This is a genomic window from Paraburkholderia sp. (assembly GCF_028283785.1).
GTDB lineage: Bacteria > Pseudomonadota > Gammaproteobacteria > Burkholderiales > Burkholderiaceae > Paraburkholderia.
Genome location: NZ_JAPWKB010000018.1, coordinates 186,012 through 202,435 on the forward strand (window position 1 = coordinate 186,012; position 16,424 = coordinate 202,435).

The 16,424-nt window shown below is 63.7% G+C and carries 12 protein-coding genes and 1 pseudogene; 5 read left to right on the top strand and 8 right to left on the bottom strand.

What is annotated here, in order from left to right; genetic code table 11:
• Nucleotides 1-47 precede the first annotated feature (47 nt).
• Nucleotides 48-1,563 (top strand): annotated as a pseudogene (locus PW947_RS20705) (MFS transporter).
• An 894-nt stretch (nucleotides 1,564-2,457) separates the two neighbouring features.
• On the opposite strand, the gene otsA reads toward PW947_RS20705, so the two are convergent.
• The 6 genes from otsA to PW947_RS20735 all read right to left on the bottom strand — a co-directional run bounded on the left by otsA (nucleotide 2,458) and on the right by PW947_RS20735 (nucleotide 7,603).
• Complete coding sequence (otsA, locus tag PW947_RS20710; RefSeq protein WP_299634254.1) at nucleotides 2,458-3,879, bottom strand: alpha,alpha-trehalose-phosphate synthase (UDP-forming); 1,422 nt, start codon at nucleotides 3,877-3,879, stop codon at nucleotides 2,458-2,460.
• 401 nt (nucleotides 3,880-4,280) lie between these two features.
• On the bottom strand, nucleotides 4,281-4,493 hold the full coding sequence (locus tag PW947_RS20715; protein ID WP_299634256.1) for a hypothetical protein: 213 nt from the start codon (nucleotides 4,491-4,493) through the stop codon (nucleotides 4,281-4,283).
• Between the two features lie 207 nt (nucleotides 4,494-4,700).
• Entirely contained in the window at nucleotides 4,701-5,015 is a 315-nt protein-coding gene (locus tag PW947_RS20720) for a hypothetical protein (RefSeq protein ID WP_366146136.1), read from the bottom strand.
• 129 nt (nucleotides 5,016-5,144) lie between these two features.
• A complete protein-coding gene (locus tag PW947_RS20725) occupies nucleotides 5,145-6,545 on the bottom strand; it encodes a sigma-54 dependent transcriptional regulator (protein ID WP_299634258.1) in 1,401 nt (466 codons plus the stop codon).
• Between the two features lie 408 nt (nucleotides 6,546-6,953).
• Nucleotides 6,954-7,205: a hypothetical protein gene (locus tag PW947_RS20730; protein WP_299634260.1), complete on the bottom strand. Its 252-nt coding sequence runs from the start codon at nucleotides 7,203-7,205 to the stop codon at nucleotides 6,954-6,956.
• A gap of 80 nt (nucleotides 7,206-7,285) precedes the next feature.
• Nucleotides 7,286-7,603 carry a DUF883 family protein gene (locus PW947_RS20735; protein WP_299634262.1) on the bottom strand — a complete coding sequence of 106 codons (318 nt, stop codon included), beginning with the start codon at nucleotides 7,601-7,603 and terminating at the stop codon, nucleotides 7,286-7,288.
• A gap of 463 nt (nucleotides 7,604-8,066) precedes the next feature.
• Between PW947_RS20735 and PW947_RS20740 the strand changes: the two genes are divergently transcribed.
• From PW947_RS20740 to PW947_RS20750, 3 genes are all read left to right on the top strand, one after another.
• Nucleotides 8,067-9,137 (top strand): sigma-54 dependent transcriptional regulator, encoded by a 1,071-nt coding sequence (locus tag PW947_RS20740; protein WP_299634263.1) that lies wholly within the window; start codon nucleotides 8,067-8,069, stop codon nucleotides 9,135-9,137.
• Between the two features lie 365 nt (nucleotides 9,138-9,502).
• Nucleotides 9,503-10,141 (top strand): hypothetical protein, encoded by a 639-nt coding sequence (locus PW947_RS20745; RefSeq protein WP_299634264.1) that lies wholly within the window; start codon nucleotides 9,503-9,505, stop codon nucleotides 10,139-10,141.
• Nucleotides 10,142-10,284: 143 nt separating this feature from the next.
• Nucleotides 10,285-10,749 (top strand): hypothetical protein, encoded by a 465-nt coding sequence (locus tag PW947_RS20750; protein WP_299634587.1) that lies wholly within the window; start codon nucleotides 10,285-10,287, stop codon nucleotides 10,747-10,749.
• Nucleotides 10,750-10,847: 98 nt separating this feature from the next.
• Here PW947_RS20750 and PW947_RS20755 read toward each other — a convergent pair whose 3' ends face one another.
• Nucleotides 10,848-12,194, bottom strand: a complete 1,347-nt coding sequence (locus tag PW947_RS20755; RefSeq protein WP_299634265.1) for a nitrate/sulfonate/bicarbonate ABC transporter ATP-binding protein — start codon at nucleotides 12,192-12,194, stop codon at nucleotides 10,848-10,850.
• 21 nt (nucleotides 12,195-12,215) lie between these two features.
• Nucleotides 12,216-13,967 (bottom strand): ABC transporter permease subunit, encoded by a 1,752-nt coding sequence (locus PW947_RS20760; protein ID WP_299634266.1) that lies wholly within the window; start codon nucleotides 13,965-13,967, stop codon nucleotides 12,216-12,218.
• Nucleotides 13,968-14,631: 664 nt separating this feature from the next.
• On the opposite strand from PW947_RS20760, the gene PW947_RS20765 reads away from it, so the two are divergent.
• Complete coding sequence (locus PW947_RS20765; protein WP_299634267.1) at nucleotides 14,632-16,311, top strand: sensor domain-containing diguanylate cyclase; 1,680 nt, start codon at nucleotides 14,632-14,634, stop codon at nucleotides 16,309-16,311.
• Nucleotides 16,312-16,424: the final 113 nt, after the last annotated feature.

The window sequence follows — 16,424 nt, forward strand, 5'->3', positions numbered from 1 at the left end:
GTGACCGTTCACAACGACAACAACCACGACGACCACACCACCGCACGATGCACGCATCATCTTCCGGCGACGCCCGCTCGCCCTCCTCTCGCGACGATCCGTCGGATCGCGCCGATCAGTCCGCTGAACCCCAAGCCGCCGCCGAGGCCACCCGCACCGCCGACGACGCCGTGACCGCCGAGCTCACCTCAACGCCCAACACGTCTGCCGATCAGGACGAACCCGGCCTGGCCATTCCGCAGCGCTATTGGGCGATTCTGGTGGTGGCGCTCGGGATTACGCTGGCCGTGCTCGACGGCGCGATCGCGAACGTCGCGTTGCCGACGATCGCGCGCGATCTCAAGGCGAGCGCGGCCGGATCGATCTGGGTGGTGAACGCGTATCAGCTGGCGATCACGATCTCGCTGTTGCCGCTTGCATCGCTGGGCGACCGGATCGGCTATCGACGGATTTATCTATCGGGGCTGGCGTTGTTCACGGTCGCATCGTTCGGATGCGCATTATCGGACTCGCTGACGACGCTCGCCGCCGCGCGGGTGATCCAAGGTTTCGGCGCAGCCGGGATCATGAGCGTGAACACCGCGCTGGTGCGGATGATTTATCCGCGCAAGCAGCTCGGACTCGGCGTGGCGATCAACGCGATGGTGGTTGCGGTGGCGTCGGCGGTTGGGCCGACCGTGGCGTCGGGCGTGCTGGCGGTGACATCGTGGCCGTGGCTGTTCGCGATCAACGTACCGATCGGCGTCGCGGCGGTTTGCGTCGGGCTAAAGGCTCTGCCGCGCAACAATCGCAACGACGCACCGTACGACTATCTGAGCGCGGTGATGAACGCGTTCGTGTTCGGTCTGCTGATCTTTGCCGTCGATGGCATCAGCCACGGCGAGCGGGCCGTTTTCGTGATCGGCGAGTTGATTGCGGCGGTAGCGATCGGCTACTTCTTTGTCCGTCGACAGTTATCGCAACCCGCGCCGTTGGTTGCCCGTCGATCTGCTGCGCATTCCGATATTCGCGTTGTCGGTGGGGACGTCGATCTGTTCGTTTGCCGCGCAGATGCTGGCGTTCGTCTCGTTGCCGTTCATGTTGCAGGACATGTTGGGGTTGTCGCAGGTTCAGACGGGCTTGCTGATGACGCCGTGGCCGCTCGTGATCGTGGTGGTGGCACCGCTCGCGGGGGTGTTGTCGGATCGGGTGTCGGCGGGTTTGCTGGGCGGCGTGGGCCTGGCGATTTTCGCAGTTGGCTTGTTGTTGCTGGCGACGGTGGGCGCGCATCCGGCGCCATTCGATATTGCTTGGCGGATGGCGGTGTGTGGCGCTGGGTTCGGGATTTTTCAATCGCCGAATAATCGGGCGATGCTGTCGGCCGCGCCGAAGTCGCGGAGTGGCGGTGCGAGCGGGATGTTGGGGACAGCGCGGTTGACCGGCCAGACGGTGGGGGCGGCGTTAGTGGCGTTGGTGTTTGAGGTTGCGCCTGCGCGCGGGCCGGTGATTGTGCTTTATGTGGCGGCGGGGTTTGCGGTGGTGGCGATGGGGGTTAGTTTGGGGAGAATACGGGTAAGGGTTTGATTTGGTTTTTGATTTGGTTTGGTTTTTGGTTTGGCCTGGCTCGGTTCGGGTGTCCCGTTTTCACGTCGGTTTGCCTGGTTCGTCCCTGTGCGGGACCGCACCTACTTTTCTTTGCTCGCGCAAAGAAAAGTAGGCAAAAGAAAGCGCGTTTACCTCGCGCTTCGTAGCGAGTGGCGTCTAGTATTTTTCGGGTAGTGGACCGCGCACGTTTTGACTCGGCGGTCCGTTTGGCGTGGTGGTCCGCGCCCGCACATCCCGCCCGCTTCGCGGCGGTAGCCCACTTCAAAAACCCATTTTCGCCACGCTATGTTTCGGTCTTTTCGACTGCTCCGGCGTCCGCCCCGAAGCGCGGTTTTGCCTTCGTCTGGACGATTCCGGCGTCGGCTCAAAGCCCGGTTTTCACCACGCGATTTGCCAGCCGTCACGACCGTTCCTGCTTCCCGCTCAAGGCCCGGTTTGCGCCACGGCGTTCACCCGCCTTCACGATGGTTTCGACGTTCCGAGTTGCCAGGACTTTTGCGCGCGCGACCCGACCGGCGCATGCCAGGAAAATGGGTTTTGTGACCGACGGAGTGCAGCGCGCGAAGAGCGCCGAGAGAAAAAGACGGGGCTGTGCCCAACGGCTGTCGCGGAGCGAACAGCCGGAACGAATGACTGCCTTGTCACCAGGTTAAGCGGTGCGACAACTCAAATCGTGCGCGGTCCACTACCCGTTAGTCAGTAGACGCCACTCGCTACGGAGTGGCGGTGTAAACGCGCTTTCTTTTGCCTACTTTTCTTTGCGCGAGCAAAGAAAAGTAGGTGCGGTCCCGCACAGGGACGATCCAGGCAAACCACCGCGAAACCGGGACAACCACAACAACCAAAACCACAACAAAACCAAAAACCAAAAAATCAAATCGTCACGTCAGCAACCTTCACCACCTTCTCGGCGACAGACGAAGCCCTCGCCACACTCCTCAAATCCCCCAGGAAAGTATCCCGCCAAACCGACAGATTATTCTCCCTCATCGGTGCCATCATGTCCGAATGCCGCGCCTGCCGCTCCGCCAGCGGCATCGACAACGCCCGCTCCAACGCCTCGGCCATCTGCGACAGATCGAACGGATTCACGACCAGCGCCCCCGGTAACTGCTCCGCGGCACCCGCAAACTGCGACAGCACCAGCACCCCCGGATCGGCCGGGTCCTGGGACGCCACATACTCCTTCGCGACCAGATTCATCCCGTCGCGCAACGGCGTCACATACCCAACCTGCGATTGACGGAACAGCGCCATCAACAGATTCCGGTCGTACTTCCGGTTCAGATACTGAATCGGCGTCCAGTCGAGCTGCGCGAACCGTCCATTGATCCGCCCGGCTTCGCCTTCCAGATTCTGACGAATCCGCTGATAGGTCTGCACGTCCGAGCGCGTCGGTGGCGCGATCTGCACCAGCGACACACGTCCATGCCACCCCGGCGCATTCAGCAACAAGCGCTCGAACGCCTGAAACCGCTCCACCAGCCCCTTCGAATAATCGAGCCGGTCCACGCTCATGATCAACTTCCGCCCACGCATCCCGTCACGCAAACTCTTCACCGGCTTGCGATCCGTGAACTGCGCCGCGGCCTTCGCGATCGCGTCCGGATAAATGCCGATCGGATACGCAGCAACCTTCAGGAAACGGTTGTACGCGTGCACCATCCCGTCCTCGCTCGACGTACCGTGCGCGCCGCGCTCAATGTAATCGACGAACGATTGCCGGTCGGCCTCGGTCTGAAAACCGACGACGTCATACGAGCACATCGCCTTCACCAACTCCTCGTGCGGCGGTACCGTGCGTAAGACTTCCGGAACCGGAAACGGAATGTGCAGGAAGAACCCCATAGGATTCTTCACGCCAAGTTCACGCAAACACCGCGCAAACGGCAGCAGGTGATAGTCGTGAACCCAGATGATGTCGTCGGGCTTCAGCAACTCCTTGAGCTGCTTTGCCAGCGTCAGGTTGACGCGCAGATAACCCGCATATTCCTGACGGTCATAGCGCGACAGATCATTCCGGTAGTGGAAGGTCGGCCATAGCGTCGCGTTCGAAAAACCACGGTAATACTGGTCGTAATCGCGCTTGGTCAGCCCGACCGTCGCATACGTGACATTGCCCTGCTTCTCGATCACCGGCGCCGATGGCTCGGCCACCGTCTCGCCGCTCCAGCCGAACCACACGCCGCCGGTCTCTTTCAATGCGTCCAGTACGCCAATCGCCAGGCCGCCTGCGGCGGGGCGTCCTTCCTGCGTCGGCGCAACCCGGTTCGATACCACGATCAATCGGCTCATTCGGCTCCTCCTCATTCGGTTTTGTCGTGCATGGGGGAATACTTGCCCTTAATGCACGCAAGTCCCATGCCGTTTTAACGGCTTTGCGAGAACGAAAATGTGTGTAAATGTGACAGGCGAGTAAAAGCCGCCCTCGGTATCGCGGAAAACAGAAAAGCTTTCTGCGCGCATCGCATCGATCGAGAAACGGTTTTGCGATTGCGAATCGAATTTTTGAAGCGTCGAAAAAACCGCCGTGGTGCGATCGAAGAACCGCATCGGTCGCCGTGTCGGCGTGTCGTTCTCGAATCATTTCAACCGACGAACGCTGGTGCGCGCCGGACAAACTTCAGCGAATCGCGGTGCGTCCGATCGATCTCCAGACCGCGCGTGCTCGCCGACTCACGCGCGCCGTCACGCGCTCACGAATCCTGTTCCGAACCGAGATCGCGCTGGTAGTCGATGCCTTCCTTGCGCGCGCCGCCCTGATTGTGGTCGCCGTCGGGCGGCGCATCGGGCGCGACGCGATTCTGTGCGGCAGGGTCAGGCGCGAGCGGCGGGCCGCCGGTCGATCCTGCGGGGCGCGCATCGCGTTTGTTGTGGCGCGCGGAGCGCCGCAAGGCAGGGTGTCTCATCTTGGTATGCCTCCAAAGAAGGCCATCATCCCGACGGATGACATCATCACAGTCTAGGGCGCGGACCCGCCCTTTGCCGGTAAATCATGCGTCCGCTTTGTAACAAATACAGCAAAACGCCGCGAAGACGCCGGGCAGGCACAAACTGTGAGCAAATTTGTCCACGTTCACCGTGGCAATGGTGGGCGCGATCGCGCGCGGCCACGCTCAGTGCAAATAACGTGGACGGATCAACGCGGAAAGTGTCGCGGAATGCGGGGTCTCGCCCGGCTGGACCGGCGGATCGCCAATGGACGGCGTGTCGGGATCGGTCGGCTCGCGAGTCGGGTCGGGAATCGTGTCCGGCTGCGGCGCAGGTTGCGGAGCGGGTCCGGGCGTTGGCGTCGGCGTCGGCGGATCGACGGGTTCGGGAGCATGCGCGTGCAGCGCAACCACTGCGCACGTACCGAGCGCAAAAGTCGCTGATGTCGCCGACGTCGTGTGCGGCGAAGCAGGTGTAGGCGAAGCGGTGTCGTGAGTCATATCGGCTCCCTGTTCTCTGCGTTTATCCGTTTGACGGATAAACGCAGCAAGGGGTGTGCCGTCACGATGGCATGCAGACTGTGTCAGCAGGCAAAACCATCTCGCCCCGGCATGCCAAGGCGTCGCGCGTCAGGCGTCGGCGCCGCCCAGCGCGCGCGATTCGTCGGCGGCGTCGCCGTCGTCACGCGCGTCGTTGCCGTATTCGACCAGACGGTTGTACAGCGTCTTCAGGCTGATCCCGAGGATTTCCGCCGCGCGCGTCTTCACGCCGCCGCATTGCTCGAGGGTGGCCAGAATCAGCTGACGGTCGGCTTCCGCGAGCGACGTGCCGAACGGGATCGTGATGGCCGTGCCGGCGGCCGGCTTCGACAGCGTGATCTGCAACGGCACGGTGGCCGTCACGTCGGAATCCGTGCCCGACATGATGTGCGCGCGCTGTACGTAGTTCTTCAGTTCGCGCACGTTACCCGGCCACGGATACGACATCAGCATGTCCTTCATGGCCTGCGGGAAATGCTTGCGCGTGCTGTGCCGCTCGTTCAGGTCGTCGAGGAACGCCTGCGCGAGCAGCTCGACGTCCTTGCCGCGCTCACGCAGCGGCGGCAGGCTGATCGGGAAGACGTTGAGCCGGTGATACAGATCGAGCCGCATCTTGCCTTCGAGCACCGCCTGTTCAGGATCGCGGTTGGTCGCGGCGATCAGCCGAACGTCGGTTTCGATTTCCTTGGTCGTACCCACGCGCATGAACATGCCGGTTTCCAGCACGCGCAGCAGCTTCACCTGAAGCTCGATCGGCATTTCGGTGATTTCGTCGAGGAACAGCGTGCCGCCGTTCGCGCGCTCGAAATAGCCCTTGTGCTGACGATCCGCGCCCGTGAAAGAGCCGCGCTCGTGACCGAACATTTCCGACTCGATCAGGTTCGGCGAAATGGCGCCGCAGTTCACCGCGAGAAACGCGTGTTTGCGCCGCAAGCTCAACTGGTGGAGCGTCTGCGCGGCGACTTCCTTGCCGGTGCCCGACTCGCCGACCAGCATCACCGAGGCCGCCGTCGGCGCAACCCGGCCGATCTGGTCGTAGACCTCCTGCATTGCCGGGGAATTGCCGAGCATCAGGCCGAAGCGGCCCATCCGGCGCAACTCGCCGCGCAATGTGCCGATTTCCGCCTTCAGGTCGCCCGCGCGCGGCAGCCGCGACAGGATCGCCTTCACGCGCTGCATGTTGATCGGCTTGACCAGGTAGTCGGTGGCGCCCATTTTCAGCGCGTTCACCGCCGATTCCACGGTCGCGTGACCGGTAATCACAATCACCTCGACGCCCGAACGCGGGTCGAGATCTTCGAACAGATCGACGCCGCTGCCATCGGGCAGCTTGAGGTCGGTGAACACGACATCCGGCATCTGCCGGACCAACTGGATACGCGCTTCGCGCAGGTCGCCCGCCGTGGCGGTCGTGAGCCCGTCTTCCCCGATGATGGCGGCCAGCGCCTCGCGGGTTTCGGCATCGTCATCGACGATCAATACGTGTGGCATCGTGTCTCGAGAGCCTGAAAGTGTTGATGGTGGACGGCATGCGTGAATGCATGAAGATACAACCGGACCACAGTATGCCACCGAGGTCGGAGCGCCCGGAAGGCGGTCCCGAACGCGCGAAACCGCTACGTTCGACGACCGGCCAAACCAGCAACTCGACGCGATCTCGCAACAATCGCCAGTCAACGCGCGGCGAAAACACCGCTAACGGCACCGATTGTTGTGTATTCGCTGATTATACGGACATATCGCAATAAACTCGACCGGCCGATGTGCGGGTCCGCGCGCACCTGCTGCGCGCCGTGCAACCGCAGTGCAACCACAAAGCGCACGTGAGGCAAGCGCAGAAACGGACACGCGGGTTTGCCGCGCGTCCGCTCCGCTCGATATTCAATCTTGCAGCTAGTGTCAACTATGCGGAAACGGCCACGGCCCAGCGCCGTTCGCGTGATCGGCGCCATTGGCGACACCCCGCGGCGCCACGCCGGTTTTCGGCACCACCGCGCTCGGCGTGACGACGTTGCCGCCTTCGTTCTCCCAGCGGTTCAGCTCGCGGCCGAGCGGCAACTGCGCGCCGCCGTGCTTCTGCGCCCAGCGCAACGCGAGCATGCCGCCGACCACCATCAGAATGCCAAAAACACCGATTCTCGGACGTGCCATGTCGATCTCCTCATTCTCGTCAAACGGTTCAGGCTGCGCGACGCGCATCGCCCGATACGTGAAAACCGTGCGCGCCCGTGTCAGCGCGCGGCCAGCACGCCGAGCAGAAACGCCGTGCCGGCCGCAATGCCGATCGACTGCCACGGATTGCGGCGGATATAGCGTTCCGCGCTGACGGCCGCGACCCGATAGCGATGATGGGCGGCGTCCTGCGCGTCGCCCAGCGCGGCTTGCAGGGTTTCGACATGCGTGCCGAGCCGGTCGCGCAACGCGTTGACGCCTTCGCCCGGCACATTGGCCGCAAGTCGCAGCATTTCTTCCGAGTCGGTCAGCAGCACCCGCAGGTCTTCGACGATCTTCTGCTTGCCCAGTGCAAGCTGTTGCGTGGTTTCGGTCATTACCCGCTCCTGTGTTCATGCAGCGTCATTCGGTTGGCGACCCGGACGGTGCGGTCCGATCGCCTTCGTTTAGCTGGTGCGGCAAAGCGCACGTGTCGGAGTGAAGTCGCAAGCGCCGTTCCTGGCCGCCGCCGATGCCCGCGCCGCAGTCCCGATTAGCATCGATCCGATCGGCGATAAAGCGTTCATTCCGCGCCACGGACCGGCGTGTCGCGTTCAACAGGCGCAGAAAATTATGCCGATCAGGCACGTTCCGTGCGGGTCTTCCGGTCACACTTGCCGGACCGCGTGACGACCCGCACGTCCGCTACCGACGCGCATTGCAGCCAACCGCTTTCAGATGGTTAAATCGACCTTTGCGAGATAGTGAACGGCAGCCTGCCGCGTCCGCGCTCACGAAGCGCGCGTTTGCAATGGCGCATGCGCCGCTTCATCGAACCACACTGCACAGGACACCCTGTTTATGGCGTCAACCGATCTGGATTCGCCCCCCGTTGCCGGCGGCAGCCACGCCGCCGCACAGGCGAAGCACCGTGTCGCGGAAGGCGTCGCGGGACTGAAGTCGTACGGCTTGCTGTACGGCTCGTCACCGGTGATGCTGGATCTGTACGAGCAGATCGAACGGGTCGCCGCCACCGACGCCACGGCGCTGATCATCGGCGAATCGGGCACGGGTAAGGAACTGGTCGCCCGCACGATCCACGATCAAAGCGCCCGTAAGGACGCGCCGTTCATCGCCGTGAATTGCGGCGCGATTCCCGACGAACTGATCGAAGCCGAACTGTTCGGCCACGAAAAAGGCAGCTTCACGGGCGCGGTCCAGGGCCGCATCGGTTACTTCGAACACGCGAACGGCGGCACGCTGTTCCTCGACGAAATCACCGAAATGGCGCCCGTCCGTCAGGTCAAGCTGCTGCGCGCGCTGGAAACCGGCACGTTCTATCGGGTCGGCGGCAACGACCTGATCTCCAGCGATGTACGCGTGATCGCCGCGACCAATCGCGACCCTGCAGTCGCGGTCAAGGAAAACGGCCTGCGCGAAGACCTGATGTACCGGCTGGCGGTGTTTCCGCTGCGCGCGCCGCCGCTGCGCGAACGCGAAGGCGATCGCGAACTGCTCGCCCAGCATTTCCTCGCGTCGCTGAACGTGCAGGAAAGCGCCAGCAAGAGCTTCAGCAAGCGGTCGATGGAAACGCTGCGGACGTGGTCGTGGCCGGGCAATGTGCGCGAGCTGAAGAACGCGGTGTATCGCGCGTTTATCCTCGCTGAAAAAACCGTCGAGCTCCCGCATCCGCATCTGGCCTCGCGCGTGAAGAAGCCGGTCACGCAAGGTGATTCGATGAGCGTATGGATCGGCACGCCGCTCGCCGACGCGCAAAAGCAGATCATCCTCGGCACGCTGAAGCATTGCGGCGGCGATAAGCGTCGCGCCGCGAAGGCGCTCGGCGTCAGCCTGAAGACGCTGTACAACCGGCTCAGCACATACGGCACCGAAGACGGCGGCAGCGAACCCGCCGAAGCGGACGACGCGTAACGTTAGCGTCGCGGTTCCTTTCAAAGCGCCATCACCGGGCGGCATCGGATCTTTTGCAGAGCCGATGCCGCTTTTTTCAATGTGCCGCGCCTGCCGCACACCGAACCGTCAGTTCACCTTCCGACACACAGCTTTCAGCGCCGCTTTCAACGTCCATTCACACGCGCTTTAGCCGTCGTGTTGCGGGGATTTGCCAAGCGCAATCGTTTGTTCACCGCACGAACTTTTGCATTTGCTTGCACTTTCCCACTGCCCGTTTCAAATCCTATCCTGCACAATGCGGCTGCATCGAAAAGGCGTCCCGGGCCAGCCGCTTGCTCATTGAGCGGATCGCGGCATCGGGCGCAGCAGCAGGGACAGGGAAAATGCACAACACGATTCACACGGCCGCACGGGCCGCAGCGCGAGCGTCGGCAAGCTCGACGATTCCAACGCTTTCCAGCATCGCCGCACCGCGCGCCAAACGCACGTCGATCGTTTCACTCGCGACGGTTTCATCACTTGCGGCCGCAGTGCTGGTCGCCACCAGCCTGAGCGGTTGCGGCTCGCTGTACTCGGAGACGGCGACCGCCGGCGCGGGCGTGGCCGGCGCGGCGCTGGCGGCGAAAGTGACCAACAACGCAGCGGTCGCGACCGGTATCGGGCTCGGCGCGCTCGCGGCGGCGAAAGCCGGCGTCCAGTATTCCGAACGTGTGGTTCACCGCAATACGCAGGACGGCATCGCGAAGATCGCCGGCCCGCTCGACGTCGGCGGCGTGGCGCCGTGGAGCGTCACGCATTCGGTGCCGCTCGAAGAGGACGAACACGGTCGCGTGACAGTCAGCCGGACCATCAGCACCGGCGAACTCGACTGCAAGGAAATCGTCTTCTCGGTCGATTACGCCGCGAAGAAGGACAAGCCCGCGTCCAGCGCGTTCTATGTCGCGTCGATCTGCCGTGACGGCGCCGCGTGGAAATGGGCGTCGGCGGAACCCGCCACCGAACGTTGGGGCGCGCTGCAATGAGCGCCGTGCATCTGGCTTCAGGACGCGGCGAGCATCGCCCGGCGTCGCCCGGCCGGGTCCGGCGCGACGATCGACGCGAACCCGGCCGCACGCCATCGCGTGCGCTGTTGCGCGTGCTCACCGCAGCCGCACTGTGCGCGAGCATGAGCATCACGATGAGCGGCTGCTCGTCGGTCGGCGCGGCGAGCGGCGCGGCAGCCGGTGTCGCGACCGGCCTCGTGACGTCGAATCCGGCGATCGGGATCGGCGTCGGGATCGCGGTGCAAGCCGCCACCGACGAAGCCGTCGCCCACTATATGCGCGTGATGCACACCGACCAGCAGGACGCGATCGCGCGCCTCGCGGGGGGCATGGCGGTCGGCGACGCGCCGAAGCCGTGGCAGGTCAAGCACACGCTGCCGGTCGAAAACGGTCACGGCCAGGTGCGCGTGACGCGCGCATTCGCGTCGGCCATCGCAATCTGCAAGGAATTCGCGTTCTCGATCCAGGACGGCGACAAGCCCGGCGCGCACGAAGACTGGTACACCGCGTCGGCCTGTCTGCAGGACAAGGGCTGGAAATGGGCGTCGGCGGAACCGGCGGTGGATCGCTGGGGCAACCTGCAATAAGTCGCGGCGCACATCGCGAAGCACACGCAGCAGATGAAAAAACGGCTGGAATACTCACGTATTCCAGCCGTTTTTTATCGCGTCGACGCTAACGCCGCTTAGGACTCGACGTCTTCGAGACTGAAGATTTCGGTCTGGTCGTTGTACGAAAAAATCTCGCCATAACGGCCCCAGTTGATCACTGCGTCCAGCGTCTCTTCGGCGGCGCTATCGGACAGAAAATCTTCCAGCTCCTGCTCGAAGCGCACGCGCGGCGCGCGGTGCCCCGGCCGTTCGTTCAGCACTTTCTTGATTCGGGCGGCGAGCGGCACGTGACGCAACAGATGTTCGGCGAACATCATCTTGCGCTCCTGCGTGCCGAACTCGGCGAACACGCGCGCGGGCGGCGTCAGGAAAATATCGCCTTCGCGGACATCGGCGAAACCCAGATGTTGCAGCACTTCCGCGACCGGGAACAGATCGTCCACTTCGAGATGCAGCGAACGCGCGATCTCCGGCATGTCCGCGCGGCCGTGATACGGCGCGGCGGCCAGCGTCTCGATCAGACCGGCCATCAGGTTGGTCGACACATGCGGCAACCAGCTATGCAGCTCCAGGCCCTTCTTGGTCTTTTCGTCGGTCTGACGCGCGGTCATCTTCGCGTAGATCTCGTCGACCAGACGACGGAACGCCGGATCGAGACGGTTACGCGGATGCTTGAACGGCACCTTGATCTCGGCGATCACCCGACCCGGATTCGACGACAGCACCAGAATCCGGTCGCACATAAACACCGCTTCCTCGATGTTGTGCGTGACGATCAGCACCGATTTGATCGGCATCCGGCCTTGCGTCCACAAGTCGAGCAAGTCGGTGCGCAGCGTTTCGGCGGTCAGCACGTCGAGCGCGGAGAACGGCTCGTCCATCAGCAGCAGCGTCGGATCGACGACCAGCGCGCGCGCAAAGCCCACGCGCTGACGCATCCCGCCCGACAGTTCGCGCGGATACGCATTCTCGAAACCGTCGAGACCGATCAGATCGATTGCGGCCAGCGCGCGTTCGCGCCGCTGGCGCGCGGCGACGCCTTGCGCTTCGAGACCGGCTTCGACGTTTTGCAGCACGGTCAGCCACGGGAACAGCGCGAAGGTCTGGAACACCATCGCGACGCCTTCGGCGGGACCGTCGAGCGGTTTGCCCATGTACGTGACTTCGCCGTCGGTCGGTTCGATCAGACCGGCGATGATCCGCAGCAACGTGGATTTGCCCGAGCCCGAACGGCCCAGCAGGCCGACGATCTCCCCTTCGCGCAGCGACAGGTTCGCATCGTCGAGCACCAGCAATTCGCCCTGCGTCTTGTTGAAACCGCGGCACACGTCCTTGACGCGCAAGATTTCCTCACCCAGACGCGGCGGCTTGGGCGGCGTCTGGATCGGCGCGGCGGTGGTGGCAGCTTTTGGATTTTGCATCGCGTTTTGCCTTTCTTGAGCTCAATCGAGCCGGAGCTTCGCTTCGGCGTAGGCGTACATCGGACGCCACAGCAGGCGGTTGAACAGGGTCACGAACAGGGACATCACGGCAATGCCCATGATGATCTTCGGATAATCGCCGGCGGCGGTATTTTGCGCGATGTACGCGCCGAGGCCATGCGCGGCGACTTTCGTATCGCCCCACTGGACGAATTCCGCGACGATGCTGGCATTCCACGCGCCGCCCGACGCGGTGATCGCGCCCGTCACGTAGTAAGGGAACACGCCCGGCAGCATCACCTGACGCCACCATTGCCAGCCGCGAATACGGAAGTTTTTCGCCGCTTCGCGATAGTCGTTCGGGTAGGAACTTGCGCCCGCGACGACGTTGAACAGGATATACCACTGGGTGCCGAGCACGATCAGCGGCGACAGCCAGATGTCCGGGTTCAGATGGAAGCGCACGATCGCGATCACGAACACCGGGAACAGCAGGTTCGCCGGGAACGCGGCGAGGAACTGCGCGAGCGGCTGGATCTTTTCGGCGAGTGCGGGACGCAGCCCGATCAGCACGCCGAGCGGCAACCAGATCACCGACGCCAGCGCGATCAGCACGACCACGCGCAGCAGCGTCAGCAGACCGAGACCGAACACGTGACCGACTTCGTCGAGCGACACGCCGGTGCGCACATACATGAACACGCGGTACACCACGAACACCGTCGCGACCAGCACGAACACCGCCCACACGATATCGCCCACCCGCGACGACTTCTCGCGCTGCGGTATCTGGAAGCGCACGGCGTCGAATGCGGGAATCCGCAACGGAATCCGCGCGGCCTTCGCGAACAGCCAGCCCAGCGGCACCAGCAGACGGTGAATCAGACGCGTGCGGCGGATCAGGTCGAGCAGCCAGGATTCGGGCGCGTCGCCGGAACTGGTGTTTTCCATCCGGAACTTGTCGGCCCATGCCACGAGCGGACGGAACAGCAACTGGTCGTAGGCGAGAATCACGACGGTCATCGCGAGAATCACCCAGCCGATCGCATGCAGGTTCTTGTCGGCGATCGCCTGCGCGAGATAAGCGCCGATGCCCGGCAGCGTGATCGTGTTATTGCCGACCGTGATGGCTTCCGACGCGACGACGAAGAACCAGCCGCCCGACATCGACATCATCATGTTCCAGATCAGGCCCGGCATCGAGAACGGCACTTCGAGTTTCCAGAAGCGCTGCCATGCGGTCAGATGGAAGCCGCGCGACACTTCGTCCAGATCGCGCGGCACCGTGCGCAACGACTGGTAGAAGCTGAAGGTCATGTTCCACGCCTGGCTCGTGAAGATCGCGAAGATCGCCGCGAGTTCGGCGCCGAGCACGCGGCCCGGGAACAGCGCGAGGAAGAATGTGACCGTAAACGAGATATAACCGAGCACCGGCACCGACTGCAGGATATCGAGAATCGGCACCAGCACCTGCCCCGCCCGGCGGCTCTTCGCGGCCAGCGTGCCGTAGACCAGCGTGAACAGCAGCGACGCGACCATCGCGAGCAGCATGCGCAGCGTGGTGCGCATCGCGTATTCGGGCAGATTCGACGGATCGAGCGAGATCGCCTGGGTTTTCAGCGTCGAGATCGGCAGCAAGGTCTCATGGAAACCGATCGCCGCCATCGCGATCAGGCAGATGATCAGCGGGAACGCGACGAAATCCCAACGGTTCGGCAGCACGCGCCATGCAGATGCATTAGCGGTGCGTTTCAGATCGAAGTTGAACTGCATCAGGCGCCCTCCGGGCTTAGACGGGCGGCGACAACGCGGCGAACGCGCACGGCATTCATCGCGACGGCAAACTCCGGCGCTGCATCGCGGCGCGGGAACGAAGGGTCCGGAAAGCGGAAATCGGGCATGGCAAAACGCATGTGCGCGGTAATTCGTTAGCGTTGGAGATACGTGAGCCAGTCGGAATCGCGGCGCTCCGGTACGACGCGCCACGATCCTGCCGGTCCTCCGCTGTCGCCGTAAGCGCCGTCCCGTCAGGGCCGGCGAGCTTTCCTCGTTTTGGACGGCACGACACTACTACAACCTGTGTTTCAGGCACAACCTCAAGGGCATCTTTAGCGGTAAAACGGGCGAAACCGCGCGGGCAGGCCGTCGGAAGGCTTCCGATCCGCTACCGAAGCGCTTACACGCGACGCGCGCGTCGATGAAAACCCGCACGTCTATCAAGAAACCCGGCGACGTGCCGTTAAGGATCGGTGGCTGATCGCTTGCACAAAACCCGCGAAGCGCGTCCCACGGCAGTTAAAATCGGGAAGCGCAACACGGGCGCCGCCTCGAACGATCACTACGGCGGGTCGCCTGCCGTTTTCCAGGGGCGCGGCGCAGCAGCGGCGCGCGGCAACGTGAGACCTTGTTGCATATACAGTCAGACGGATCAGAGTCGATGAACAGGACAAGCTTGCGCCAGGCAACCGGACCGATCAGCTTCGCGCTGATCGTGCTCGTTTGCTGGTTCGTGGCGGGCATGGTCGCGGACCGGATGGTACAGCAAGAGCTCGATGCCGCGATGCGCGCGCAACGGCAGATGTCGGTATCGATCGTCGACAACATGGCCGAGGTGATCGCCAGCGACCTGTCGCTCGCCCGCGCCATTCCCGCGACCATGGCGAAAATGGACGTCGTCCAGCGCGCGCTGGCGCAATCTCAGAATTATGCCGCGAACAGCGAAGTCGCGGAACCCGCGCAGCGCGACGCGCTGCTAAAAATCCCCGCGCTCACGGCCGTCAGCAGTTTCCTGCACGAAGCACAAGGTTTCTCCGGGCTCGATTCGATCTGGCTGGTCAACGCTCACGGCACTTGCGTGGCGGCGGGCAACGCGCCGGGCGGCCATTCGTTTATCGGCATCGACATGCGCTCGCGGGCGTATCTGACGCAGTCGCTGCTCGGCGCGTTCACCGAGGCCTACGGCGTCGGCCGCAAGAGCGGCGAGCCGGGCATCTTCATCGCCGCGCCGGTCTACGACGACGGCATCCTGATCGGCGCGGTAGTCGCGAAGGTCGGGATCGCGCGGCTGCGACACTGGGTGGCGCACGCGGGCACGTTCGTCGCGGACGACAACGGCGTGATCATCATGGCGCACGACAGCGCGATCGAAGGCAACGCGCTGCCCAATTCGCGCGTCGTGCAGATGAGCGACGCCGAGCGGCTCAATACCTATCACCGGCAGAGTTTCCCCGACGTGCAGATCGCCGCTGACAACAAACATCTGCAAAGCCAGGCGCCGTGGGTGCCGCACAGCATCGCCATCGACCTGTTCACGATGGCCGCCAAACCGGTCCCGGCGCTGTACGACACGCGAGGCGGCCTCAACTCCGGACTGTCGGCGCATCTGGTCGACCCGCTGAGCGCGTGGCCCGAACTGCTGCGCAATCACACGCGCGATCATCTGCTGGTGTTTCTGACGATGGCCGGGATCGTGTCGCTCGCGTGGGTGATCACGGTGTCGTACGTGCGCGAACGGCGGCTGCATCGCGAAGCGCGGGATCTGGCCGACCAGTTGCAATCGGCGAACACGTTGCTGTCGGCGGAAGCACGGCACGATGCGTTGACGGGCGCGCTGTCGCGCCGCTACTTCCTCGACCTGCTGCGTCGTGAGATCGAACGGGCGCGGCCGAAAGGCGAACGGCTGTGCATGGCGATCGCCGACCTCGACCACTTCAAGCAGATCAACGATCGCTTCGGCCATGCGGCCGGCGATCGCGCGCTCGAACATTTCGTGGATACCTGCCGCGCGGAGTTGCGCGGCAGCGATGCGATCGGCCGGCTGGGCGGCGAGGAATTCGGCATCCTGTTGCCGGCGACGTCGCTCGAAACCGGGCTCGATGTCGTCGAGCGTCTGCGCAACCGTCTGAAGACGCAGCCTTCGCCGAAGCTGCCCGCCGCCGTGGAACTGAGCGTGAGCATCGGCATCACCGAACTGTCGGCCGACGACCTGCCCGAGCGGATCATGAGCCGCGCCGACCTCGCGCTGTATGCGGCGAAGACAGGCGGACGCGACCGCACCGAAGCGCTGCCGCCCGACGACACCGCGCCGCCGACCCGCGCCACCGCCGACATTTACTGACATCCGCTGACGCCAGCGGACGCACCCGCGCCCTCGCATCGCGACTTGCGATCGTGCGTCAGGTTTTTTCACTTTTGTTCGACGCCGCTCATCCGCACTGCACAATGGCGGCT